At 69.8% G+C, this 11,219-nt stretch carries 9 protein-coding genes and 1 pseudogene; 4 read left to right on the top strand and 6 right to left on the bottom strand.

Annotated elements, in window-relative coordinates; translation table 11 throughout:
- Positions 1–180 (top strand): annotated as a pseudogene (locus tag HY68_RS44550) (hypothetical protein); the annotation flags it as partial.
- A gap of 211 nt (positions 181–391) precedes the next feature.
- Here the strand turns inward: HY68_RS44550 and HY68_RS11410 are convergent.
- The 5 genes from HY68_RS11410 to HY68_RS11430 all read right to left on the bottom strand — a co-directional run bounded on the left by HY68_RS11410 (position 392) and on the right by HY68_RS11430 (position 4,675).
- On the bottom strand, positions 392–1,066 hold the full coding sequence (locus HY68_RS11410) for a response regulator transcription factor (protein ID WP_041987647.1): 675 nt from the start codon (positions 1,064–1,066) through the stop codon (positions 392–394).
- Positions 1,063–2,217, bottom strand: coding sequence for a histidine kinase (locus HY68_RS11415; protein ID WP_041987650.1), 1,155 nt, complete (start codon positions 2,215–2,217; stop codon positions 1,063–1,065). The genes HY68_RS11410 and HY68_RS11415 overlap by 4 nt, the downstream gene beginning before the upstream one ends.
- Positions 2,214–3,062 carry a CPBP family intramembrane glutamic endopeptidase gene (locus HY68_RS11420; protein WP_041987653.1) on the bottom strand — a complete coding sequence of 283 codons (849 nt, stop codon included), beginning with the start codon at positions 3,060–3,062 and terminating at the stop codon, positions 2,214–2,216. The genes HY68_RS11415 and HY68_RS11420 overlap by 4 nt, the downstream gene beginning before the upstream one ends.
- Positions 3,063–3,218: 156 nt before the next feature.
- On the bottom strand, positions 3,219–3,923 hold the full coding sequence (locus HY68_RS11425; RefSeq protein ID WP_041987656.1) for a DUF998 domain-containing protein: 705 nt from the start codon (positions 3,921–3,923) through the stop codon (positions 3,219–3,221).
- A gap of 74 nt (positions 3,924–3,997) precedes the next feature.
- A complete protein-coding gene (locus HY68_RS11430) occupies positions 3,998–4,675 on the bottom strand; it encodes a hypothetical protein (RefSeq protein WP_041987660.1) in 678 nt (225 codons plus the stop codon).
- Between the two features lie 172 nt (positions 4,676–4,847).
- On the opposite strand from HY68_RS11430, the gene HY68_RS11435 reads away from it, so the two are divergent.
- The 3 genes from HY68_RS11435 to HY68_RS11445 all read left to right on the top strand — a co-directional run bounded on the left by HY68_RS11435 (position 4,848) and on the right by HY68_RS11445 (position 9,505).
- On the top strand, positions 4,848–6,065 hold the full coding sequence (locus HY68_RS11435; protein ID WP_041987662.1) for a HupE/UreJ family protein: 1,218 nt from the start codon (positions 4,848–4,850) through the stop codon (positions 6,063–6,065).
- Positions 6,066–6,199: 134 nt separating this feature from the next.
- Complete coding sequence (locus tag HY68_RS11440; RefSeq protein ID WP_041987665.1) at positions 6,200–8,173, top strand: metallophosphoesterase family protein; 1,974 nt, start codon at positions 6,200–6,202, stop codon at positions 8,171–8,173.
- A gap of 246 nt (positions 8,174–8,419) precedes the next feature.
- On the top strand, positions 8,420–9,505 hold the full coding sequence (locus HY68_RS11445) for a DUF916 domain-containing protein (protein ID WP_041987667.1): 1,086 nt from the start codon (positions 8,420–8,422) through the stop codon (positions 9,503–9,505).
- Positions 9,506–9,573: 68 nt separating this feature from the next.
- Here the strand turns inward: HY68_RS11445 and HY68_RS11450 are convergent, their stop codons facing one another.
- Complete coding sequence (locus HY68_RS11450) at positions 9,574–11,046, bottom strand: arabinofuranosidase catalytic domain-containing protein (protein WP_041987668.1); 1,473 nt, start codon at positions 11,044–11,046, stop codon at positions 9,574–9,576.
- Positions 11,047–11,219: the final 173 nt, after the last annotated feature.

Here is an 11,219-nt window from a genome sequence, read left to right on the forward strand (position 1 = left end):
CGCCTGCCGGCCGCCCTGGCCCCGCTCGCCTCCGCCGTGGCGGCGTCCCTGCTGGACGGCCCGCTGAGCGCGGCGCTCGGGGTACGCCGCCCCGCGGCGCCGGTGCGCGCCGTTGTGACGTACGCGCTCAGAGCCCGTTCGGGGCAGGTAAGGCGTAAAATGACGGCGGAGAGGGGTTGAGATGACGCACTCAGAGAAGCCTGAAGACACCGCCGAGGCGGCTCGTCACGCTCGGTTCGGGAAGCTTCCGGAGCGGGTCCGTCCGGAGGACACCACCGAGGAGACCCCGGCGAGCACCGTGGACCCGGCGAGGGACCGCTACGACGACGATTGGCTCATCCGCAACGTCGCTCCGTAGGGGCCTGAGGGCCTGTGGGCCTGTCCGGCGCTGTCAGATCACCAGGCCATGGCGGTACGCGTAGACCACGGCCTGCACCCGGTCGCGCAGCTGCAGCTTGGCGAGGATGCGTGACACGAACGTCTTCACCGTCTCCGGGCTGATCACGAGCGCGGCGGCTATCTCGCTGTTCGAGAAACCGTCCGCGATCAGCCGCAGCACCTCCAGCTCGCGCGGGGTCAGCGGGTTGCTGTCGTCGGGCGTGGTGTCGGCGGGCCGGATGCGCGTCGCGTACCTGCCGACGAGCCGCCGCGTCACCTCGGGGTCCAGCAGCGCCGCGCCCGTGGCCACCGTCCTGATGCCGTGCAGCAGTTGGGCCGGGGGCGCGTCCTTCAGCAGGAACCCGCTCGCCCCGGCGCGCAGCGCCTCGTACACGTACTCGTCCAGGTTGAACGTGGTGACCACGAGCACCTTGACGGGGTCCGCGACCCCGGCGCCCGCGAGCAGCCGGGTGGCCTCCAGGCCGTCGAGTACGGGCATGCGGATGTCCATCACCACGACGTCCGGGCGCAGTCGGGACGCCAGGTCGACGGCGGTCCTGCCGTCCCCGCACTCGCCCGCCACCTCCAGGTCGGGCTGCGCGTCGATGATCGTCACCAGGCCGGTGCGGACCAGCATCTGGTCGTCGCAGACCAGGACCCGGATCGGCTCGGTGGCCTGGCCGCTCATGACGTGCTCCCCGCCGGTATCCGGGCCCGTACGACGAAGCCGCCGCCCGTCCGCCCGCCCGCGCTGAAGTCGCCGCCCAGCACGTCGACCCGCTGCCGCAGACCGGCGAGGCCCCGGCCGCTGCCGCCGGGGGACGCGCTGCGGGAGCCGCTGCCGAAGGTGCTGACCTCCACCGTGATCTCTCTTTCGCTGTGCCGCACCTGGACCGACGTGCGGATGCCGTGGGCGTACTTGAGCGCGTTCGTCAGGGCTTCCTGTACGACCCGGTAGGCGACGAGTCCCGCGCTGCCGACGGACTCCGCCGGTGTGCCCTCCTCGGTGAACTCCACCGGCTGCCCGGCTTGGCGGGCCTGTTCCACGAGGGTGAGGAGCCTGCCGACCGTCGGCGCCCTGGTCTCCGGGCCGTGGTCGGGGTTGAGCAGGTCGAGCAGATGGCGCAGGTCGGTGATGGCCCTGCGGCCGGTGTCGCTGACCGCGGTGAGCGTCTGGTCGAGGCGGTCGGGTGCCGCCGTCAGATACCGGGCGGCCTCGGCCTGGACGACCATGGCCGTCACATGATGGGTCACGACGTCGTGCAACTCCCGCGCGATACGCGTGCGTTCGGCGACGAGGGTGTCCTGGGCGACGCGCCTGCGGCGCTCGGCCTCCGCCGCCCGGGTGTCGCGCAGCCAGATCCCGATGCGCCACGGCAGGATCAGCGCCAGGTAGTACATGACGAAGTCGGCCGGCCCCTCGGTCGCGCCGAGTGCGCACAGCCCCGCCACCAGCGCCAGGTAAGCGGCGGTGGCGGTGAGCACGGTGGTACGGCGATGGCGCTCCAGATGCGACCCCGCGCTCAGCAGCGCGACGGGCAGCGCCGTACCCGCCAGGGAGTGGTAGCCGCGCAGTTGGTCGACGGCGAAGCCGAGCGACACCAGCGCGAGCGAGACAGCGGGCCGGCGCCTGCGTAGCGCGAGCGGGAGGCATTCGGCGGCGAGCGCCACGACCGCCAGGGTGTCGAAGGAGCGGTTCGGCAGCCCGCCGAACTGTGTTCCGTGGCTCTGGAACGACGGTACGAACGACGTGCCGAGGATCAGCAGGGCGAGCGGGAGGTCCCGGACCGGGACGCTCACCTTGCGCCACAACTCCGGGACCCGCCGAAGGTCGATCACCGGGAAAGCGTAACGGCGGCGCCGGCCCGGCTCGCGACCCGGTCGGCGCGGCGGCGGGGCACGATGGTGCCGCGCTTGTGGGCGAGCCGCAGGAAGACGGCCGCCGTCAGCACGCAGAACAGGATCGCCCACACACTGCCCTCGGGGCCGAACTCGCCACCGGTGAGGAGCTTCGGGCCCGACGTCGTGGACTCCAGCAGCCCCCGGGTGCTGCCGTTGCCGGACACCTCGGTGCTGAAGATGCCGGCCGCGGCGAAGTTCCAGCCGAAGTGCAGACCGATCGGCACCCACAGCTTGCGGGTGGCGATGTACGCGGCGGTGAGCATGCCGCCCGCCTCGAAGACGATGGCGACGGCGCCCCACAGGCTCGCGTCCGGGTTGGCCAGGTGGTAGGCGCCGAACAGGACGCCGGTCAGCGCCATCGAGATCCAGGTGCCGGTGCGCTCCTCGATGATCCGGAACAGCACACCGCGGAACAGCAGTTCCTCCGTGACGGCCGCTGCGGCCATGAAGCCGAGCAGCCCCGCCGCTCCCTGCGCCGAACCCGCGCCGTCGACGTGGTAGTACCCGTTGGCCGCGAAATTCGCGACGACGGCCCCGAAGACCCCGACGCCGATCAGCGTCCCCCGGCCGAACGCGGCTCCCGCGCCGCTCAGTTCGACCTCGGTGACGGTACGACGCTCGGTCCGGCCCACCACCCAGCCGTAGACGAACAGCGCGAGCACGGCCGTCAGCGCGCCGATGGCGAGTTCGAGCCAGGGGTTGCTGTCCTGGACGGCGGCGAGCCCCTGCCCGCCGAGGAAAGAGACGGCCGCGACGGCCACAAGCTGCCAAACAACCCGCATGATGACTCCCTTGCCGGACCCGCGACCGGAGCGCCGCGGCACGCTCAGGACGCTACGGATCCGAGCAGCGGGAATCGTCACCGCGCGGTGGACACCTGCGCGTAGCTCGCACGGGGGACAACGCGCGCGCGGCGCCCCTGCGCACGCGCTCGCCGGCTACCAGCGCCCGGTTTTGGCCGGCTGCCGTTCGTGGTGCGGGTGGTAGAGGCACGACGAGACGACGAACAGCGGCCACACGGTCTGGGCGGTGGTCAGGACCCGCTCGGCGATGCCGTCGGGGCCGTCCGTCTGCAGTGTGATCACGAACCACAGCCCGCTGAGCCACATCAGCGCGCTCGCCACGACCGCCACCCGGGTCCGCAGCGCCCACGGCGGCGAACCGTTGTGATCGCCGAGACCGCTCTGCCGGCCCCAACCGCTGAGGTGGGCCCAGCCGCCGTGCGCGCTCCAGGCGCTGATGCTCGCCCAATTGCCGTGGCCGACGGCCAGCACCGGCCATACGGCGAGCAGGGCGAAGCCCACGGCGACCACCGTCCCGTGCGGGAACGAGCCGCCGCTGGGCGGCGCCGGAAACACCGTCAGCAGGATCGCGCACACCCCGCCGGCGGCGAGCGCGAGCCGCCCGAGCGGTGCGGCCGGGTGCAGTCCGAGCGCCGTGATCACATGGCAGGTGCCGAGGCCGAGCACGGCGGAGGTCATCACCCAGTACCCCGGGGCGCCGTAGGCCGCCAGGATGCTGATCGTCTTCTTGACGGGGTCGTAGGTGGGCCCCTGGATCGCACCGGCGATCGTCCAGCCGGCGGTCAACAGGACGGGAGCAGTCCCCGAAGAGAGCAAGGCCCACCAGGGTACAGGTCGCATCACATCACCATAAGACGACCCATCGTCCAACTCGTGCGCACACGCGGAACGCGTCGTCACACGTCACATGGCCGTCACACGGCGTCGAGCCAGATCACGATCCCGGTCAGCTTGTTGAGTACGGCCGCCACACCGGCCCTGACGGCGGCGGCGCAGCGCGCGGCGGTGAACGAGGCGGGGTCGTACGCCGAGGACGCGCCGAGCCCTTCGCCGCGGAACGAGGCGCCGGTCCAGTCCACCGACGTGACGTTGTGGGTGGGCTCGGCCAGCTCCGCGCCGACGACGAGGAACTGCTGCGACAGGTGGTTCGGGGTGACCATCGCGAGGGGGTCGACGAGGTCGTTGCCCGCGCTGATGATCAGGTCGGGTTCCATCGTGAGGGCCTTGCTGGCGCTGGCCACCAGGGCGGTCGGGTCGTCGGCGGCCACCGTCCGCATGTCGACGTCCTCGTCGTCGGCCCACTTCTCGACCGCTTTCACGAGCGCCTTGGTGGGGCGGTCGTGGCCGGCCGTCAGCAGCACGACGCGGTAGTCGTCCGGCGGCCGTACCCCGTCCCAGGAGCCGGGGCGCGGTGTGGTGGTGGACTCGGGGGCCGGCGGGGACGCGAGGGCGACGAACTCGGAGCCGAGTGTGCCGACGGAGGTGGGTTCGGGGTGCGGCCCCGACCAGTCGTCGCCGGAGCCGCAACCGGTGACCAGGGTGGCGGCCGCGGCCACGGCCAGCGTGGCGACGGCCCGTAGCGAGGGGCGCAAGGCGATCTTCCTCCGAATGGTGGCGGATGGTGCGCCTCCATCCTGCTATCCCGTTTTCTGTCTTTTTCCTTCACAGCTGTCGTTCGAGCGCTTGTTTTTCCAGGGTTCGCCGTTGGGTCCGTTGCTGTTCATCCGTGCCGTGGAGCGTGCGCTGGCAACCATGAGGAGCAACATGTCATCACGAGTCCGCCGCGCCCTTGTCGTCACCGTCACGGCGCTGATCGCCTTTCTGAGCCTTGGTGTCATCGGTCAGTCGGCGCAGGCACACGGATTCTCCTCCGTCGTGTACGTCCACGTCACCGCGGGTGACGACGGTCAGCTGCGTACGGAGCTGAAGCTGGAGTACGACCTCTTTGTCATATCCACCGCCGATTACGAGAACGACGACCCCCTCTACCGGACCGGCAACGCCGCCTTCGACGACCGTGACACCGAACGCATGGCCGCCGCCGTCAACGCGCACGCCGCCACCGCCGTCAAGTACGTCACCCAGCGCTTCAAGGTCACATCGAACGGCGCCGCCTGCACACCGAAGCAGGACGGCGCCTTCACGATGGGCGTCGAGGAGGGCGCCCCGTACACCACACTGCCCCTCGCCTGGGCCTGCCCCGACGACAGCAGCGACCACGAGCTGCGCAGCGGGCTCTTCCCCGACTCGGAGACCTATGTCACCGGCACCAAGACGATCGTCACGTACGACGTCGACGGCCACTCCGGCAGCGGCGCGCTCGACGCCGCGCATCCGACGCTCTCGATCAGCCAGGCCTGGTACGAGCGGTTCTGGGAGTTCTTCCGGCTCGGCGCCGAGCACCTGCTGAGTGGGATCGACCACATCCTGTTCCTGCTCGCGCTGATCGCCGGCTCACGGCGGCTGCGCGAGATCGTCCTCGCCGCGACGAGCTTCACGCTGGCGCACTCGGTGACACTGCTGCTGGCCGCCCTGGGGCTCGTCGATGTGCCCAGCAGGATCGTGGAGCCGGTCATCGCGCTGTCGATCGCGGTGGTCGCGGGGTGGTACCTGTGGCGGCTCTGGCGGCGCGGCGGCCATGCCACCGACCTGGAGGCCATGGGCGAGGGGCACTTCAGCCTGGACCGGGCCGGCTGGGCCAGGCTCGGGGTGGTGTTCTGCTTCGGTCTCGTCCACGGCCTGGGCTTCGCCGGCGCGCTGGGAGTCCACCAGGCGTTCTCGTGGACCCTGCTGTGGTCGCTGCTGGTGTTCAACATCGGCATCGAGGGCGTGCAGTTGGCGATCATCGCCGTTGTGTTCCCCGTGCTGACCGTGTTGCGGCACCGCACACCGACAGCCGGACTGTGGGCGACCGGCGCCATCTCCGCCGGTGTGTTCGTCATGGGCATGGTCTGGTTCGTCCAACGCGCCTTCGGCCTCTGAACATGCTCCGCCGCTGGTGAGCGACCGGATGTTCAGCTGAATCAACGGTCGCGTTTGCGAGTGATTTACCAAGCGATGGGAGGTTGATAACCCCACACTTCGCACTGATCCGTCCGCAAAAGGAACAGAAACTGATGAGATCCAGCAGACCGACGCAGGCCATGGGGCCTGTGCCGCGCCGTGTGGCCGCAGGTGCCACCGCCGCGTTTCTGGGCCTGACCCTCGCCCTCGGCAGTGGCCTGACATCGGCCGCCGTCGCGGCGGAGCCCACCGCACCCACCGGCATCATCCTCGGTGTGGGCGCCAACGAGACCCAGCGCACCGTCACCTGGTACACCTCGTCCGACACCGCCCAGAAGATCCAGGTCGCCCCGACCGCCGACCTCGTCAACAACGAGTTCCCGGCCGGCGCCGCCACCTTCGACGCAGCGGGCGGGGCGAACATAGCCACCAGTGGCGGCTTCAACCGGCACGCCACGATCACCAACCTGCAGGAGAACACGCAGTACTCCTACCGGGTCGGTGCCGAGGGCGCCTGGTCCACGGTGTACTCCTTCAAGACGCAGGACTTCGAGGGCGAGTACGACTTCCTGTTCTTCGGCGACCCGCAGATCGGCTCGTCCGGCGACACGGCCAAGGACCAGGCCGGCTGGCAGGACACCCTGGACGTCGCGCTGGGGGCCAACCCCAACTCCGAGCTGCTCGTCTCGGGTGGTGACCAGGTCGAGACCGCCAACACCGAGGCGCACTGGAACGCGTTCCTCGCGCCCGACAAGCTGCGCCAGTACCCGTGGGCCGCGACCATCGGTAACCACGACGTCGGCGGCAAGGCGTACGAGCAGCACCTCTACACCCCGAACACCGACCGCTCGGCGCCGTTCTACTCGAACGGCAACCCGGCGTCCAACACCTCGGGCGGTGACTACTGGTACATCTACAAGGATGTCCTGTTCATCGACCTGAACAGCAACAGCTACGACCCCGCCACCGGCGGCGGCGGCGACGCGGCGCACACCAAGTACGTCGAGGACGTCATCAACCAGCATGGTTCAGAGGCGAAGTGGAAGGTGCTCACGTACCACCACTCGATCTACTCGCCCGCCGACCACGCCAAGGACAGCGACAACAAGAAGCGTCGCGTCGACTTCCCGACCACCTTCTCGAAGCTCGGTGTCGACCTGGTCCTCCAGGGTCACGACCACAGCTACTCGCGCAGCTACGAGATCAAGAACGGTGAGAAGGCGAACCCGGCCGAGAAGCCCGGCGCCGCCGATGTGTACGCCGGTCCCGGCGGTGTCGTCTACGTGACGGCCAACTCCGCCTCGGGCTCGAAGTACTACGACATCACGGCCCCGGACAACAGCGGTACGAGCGGTGCGGGCAACGGCGCCGACCCGCTGAACATCAAGAACTACTGGTACAACTCGGTGCAGAACCAGGAGCACGTCAGGACCTACGTCAAGGTCCAGGTGCGCAACGACAAGCTCGTCGTCGAGAACCTGCGCTCCGGTACCTGCGCCGCCCCCAACTCGGCTGTTGAGCACGGATCTTCGTGCACCAACACGCCCGAGGGCCAGCCGGTCGGTTCGACCGTCGACAAGGTCACCGTGCACCCGTACCACGGCTCGGGCCAGGACCTCCAGGTCAACGTGCCGAAGGCTGCCCCGGGTGAGTTCGGCTGGACCATCGACGGCTACAACGGCCTCGTGGACCTCGGTACGGCGAAGGAGGCCGGCGACCACTTCCAGGCCAACGGCAAGATCAACCCGATCGCCGTCACGGACAGCCGCCGTTCGCTGGCGCCCTGGTCGATCTCGTCCAGCGTGAGCGACTTCAAGGACGCCGCCAAGACGTTCTCCGGCTCGTACCTGGGCTGGTCCCCGCGCGTCCTCCAGGACGGTGCGGGTGCCAAGGCGAGCGACTCCGTCGCCTCCGGCTTCGACGACAACGGCAAGGGCCTGTCGGTCTCGCGCAGCCTCGGTTCGGCCGCGCAGGGTCACCCGCGGGGTACCGCCAAGCTCGGCGCCGACCTGGATCTGAAGATCCCGGACAGCGTCGACAAGGGTGGCTACCGCGCCACGCTCACGATCACCGCGCTGAGCAGCTGATCCGAGCGTTCGCTCGGACGACCTGAATGACTGTACGACCTGCACGTCCGTACAACCCGCATGACCGTATGTCCCGCATGACCGCATGACCGGGTGGGGCGGGCGCCTCCGGGTGTCCGCCCCACCTCCCGCCCGACCTCCCCCGCCTCCCGGCCGGCTGACCGGGCCGTCCGACCGTCCCACCGGGCGTGGCAGCAGCCGCCTTTCGGTGGCCCGCCCCGCCTCTCGCGCCAGGAGACCCCAACCATGTACGCGTCCGTAACCCGCCGGAAGGCCAGAGCCACCGCGCCCGTCCGCGCCCTCGTCCTCGCCCTGCTCGCCGCTCTCGCGATCGTCGGCCTGCCTGCCGGCCTCGCCCAGGCGGCCGACGGCGGCGACGTCACCTGGACGGTGAGGACGGCCGAGAACGGGTACGGCGCCGACCGGTCGAGCTTCAGCTACACCGTCAACCCCGGTGCCGAGGTCAAGGACACCATGGTGGTGGCCAACCGCGGCAAGACCCCGCTCACGCTCGCGGTCTACGCGGCCGACGGCTTCACCACGGACACCGGCCAACTCGACCTGCTCCCCAAGGAGAAGAAGTCCGTCGGCATCGGCGCCTGGGTGCACGCGGCCCGCTCCAGCGTCACGATCCGGCCGGGGAAGAGCGCCAACGTCCCCTTCACGGCGGCCATTCCGGACAACGCCACGCCCGGCGACTACGCGGGCGGCATCCTCAGCTCCCTGAAGCAGTCCGACGAGGCCGAGGGCATCAACGTCGACCGGCGCCTCGGCATCAAGATCAAGCTGCGGGTCAGCGGGGCGCTCAGGCCGACCCTCGCCGTCGAGAACCTGCACACGGACTTCAACGGTTCGCTCAACCCGTTCGGCACGGGTGACGCCACCGTCACGTACACGATCCACAACACCGGCAACGCGATCCTGTCGGCCAAGCAAGGCGTGTCCCTCTCGGGCCCGTTCGGCTGGCTGAAGAAGGACGCGGGCGCCGTCGCCGCGCCGCCGGAGCTGCTGCCGGGCGAGAGCTGGCCGGTGAAGGTGGCCGTGCACGACGTACGGCCCGGTGTCAGCCTGACGGCGACCGTGAAGCTCACACCGCTGCTCACCGACGCGTCGGGCTCCACCACTCCGCTGAAGGTGGTCGAGGCGACGGCCCACGGCTGGGCCGTCCCGTGGACGCTGTTGCTGCTGGTCGTCCTGGTGATCGCGGCGGCCGTCGGGTCGTACCTGCTCAGGCGCCGAAACCGCGCGCGGCGCAAGGAACTTGAGGAGAAGCGGGTACGGGAGGCAGTGGAGCAGGCGCTCAGTGGCCAGGGGAGCGCGGGCGTCCGCTGAACGCGGGAGGACCGGCCCGCGGGGAGACGGACCGGTCCTCAGCTGTGGGGCAGTTGTCGTGCGCGGGCTCAGTGCAGGGTGAACTTCTGGGCGCCGGAGCCGTTGCAGTCCCAGATCTGCAGCCGCGTCCCGTTGGCCGTGGCGCCGCTCGGTGAGTCGAGGCAGCGGCCGGACTGCGGATTGAACAGCGAGCCGTCGGACCGCTGGTTCCAGACCTGGCCGCCCACCCCGTTGCAGTCCCACAGCTCGACCTGGGTGCCGTTGGCCGTGCCGTTGCCGTTGATGTCCAGGCAGCGGCCGATCGTGCTGAGGGACCCGTTGGTGTGGTGCGTCCAGAACTGGTCCTCGGCGTACGACTGGCAGTTCCACAGCTGGACGGGGGCCAGGTTCACGCCGGTGTCGTCGGCGGCGACGTCCACACACTGACCGCCGGGACCGGTGATCTGCCCCTGCGGTCCGTTGGGCACGTTCGTCTGGCCGGAGTAGCCGACCGAGACGACGTTGGACTGAACCGCGTTCTCCGCGGCGTCCGTCGGATAGCCGGAGACCATCACGCCCTCGAAGAACGTGCCCATGTTCCAGTTGCTGTTGTCCCCGCCGGTGCCCAGGATGATGCCGCCCTCCTGATGCATCGGCGCGTAACCGCCCCTGGTCGGCAGGGCGCCGTTCCACCAGGTGGTCAGCGCGCCGGACTGCGAGTTGCCGCCCTTCAGCGCGTAGGTGGTCTGCCCGTTGTTCTTGAGCACGGCGGTGACGAACGCGCTCTTGTTGCCGGTGTTGGCCGTGTTGGAGCCGTTGTTGCCCTGGAACATCCCGTTCTCCAGGTCGGCCTCGACCCACGGCCCGGTGCCGGTGCACGGCGCGAAGTAGCAGGTGGTCGCGATGCTCACGGCGTCCATGTGCCCGTTGCCGGTGTCGGCGGGCGTGCTCTCGGCGTTGCCGTAGTCGAAGCAGCAGGCGGAGCCGACATGCGTACCGCTGGCCACCATGTAGGCGCCCTCGGCCTGCCCGTTGACGGCGACCCCGGCGGCGCGCCCGGTCGAGCGGTAGCCGACCCCCGGCGAGATCCAGATGCCGTACACCTTGTGCCCGCCGGCCGTGACCGACAACTCGGCGGCGTCGGCGCCCCGGTCGGCCCCCATACCGGCGGTCCCGGCGGGCCCGGGGGTGAGGTCGTTGTGGCGGGAGGTCTGGTCGTAGACCTTGGAGATGCTGCACGTGGTGTCCGCGCAGAACGAGTCCTGCTGCGCCGCGTTCGCGTAACCCCCTTGCGCCAGCAGCCCGATGTCGGCGGTCCCGCCGTTCGACGCCCGACGCACCTGGTAGAGGGGCCCGTTGTACGAGGAGAACAGAGCGCGCGTCGTACTGTGCGCGGCGACGCACGGCGTATTGGCCGCGGCGTAGATGTCACAAGGCAACGACCCGGCAGCCTGCGCGGCCCCCGGCCCGCTGACGAACGCCCCGAGGACGAGCCCGAGGACCGCGAAGACGGCCAACAGACCCCGCCGATACCGAAGAGCCGAAGATCTCGTTCTGCGCATGGTGTGCTCCTGAATGGGAGGAGGGAGCTCTGACTCGTCTGCGCGGCAGTGCGGTTCGCACTACAGGGTGACGGCAGGGAAGCTACGACCGCTGTTCGGTTGCGTCAATAACTGTTGCTTTCATTTTTGTACAACCTTGTAAATCAGTCTGGATCTGTTGCTTTTGCCGGCCG

This window comes from Streptomyces sp. AcH 505, from assembly GCF_000818175.1.
Taxonomy (GTDB): domain Bacteria; phylum Actinomycetota; class Actinomycetes; order Streptomycetales; family Streptomycetaceae; genus Streptomyces.

Coding starts and splice junctions, on each gene's coding strand:
- HY68_RS11410 (WP_041987647.1), bottom strand. CDS start 1,066: ATGAGCGGCCAGGCCACCGAGCCGATCCGGGTCCTGGTCTGCGACGAC.
- HY68_RS11420 (WP_041987653.1), bottom strand. CDS start 3,062: ATGCGGGTTGTTTGGCAGCTTGTGGCCGTCGCGGCCGTCTCTTTCCTC.
- HY68_RS11425 (WP_041987656.1), bottom strand. CDS start 3,923: ATGCGACCTGTACCCTGGTGGGCCTTGCTCTCTTCGGGGACTGCTCCC.
- HY68_RS11435 (WP_041987662.1), top strand. CDS start 4,848: ATGTCATCACGAGTCCGCCGCGCCCTTGTCGTCACCGTCACGGCGCTG.
- HY68_RS11440 (WP_041987665.1), top strand. CDS start 6,200: ATGAGATCCAGCAGACCGACGCAGGCCATGGGGCCTGTGCCGCGCCGT.
- HY68_RS11445 (WP_041987667.1), top strand. CDS start 8,420: ATGTACGCGTCCGTAACCCGCCGGAAGGCCAGAGCCACCGCGCCCGTC.
- HY68_RS11450 (WP_041987668.1), bottom strand. CDS start 11,046: ATGCGCAGAACGAGATCTTCGGCTCTTCGGTATCGGCGGGGTCTGTTG.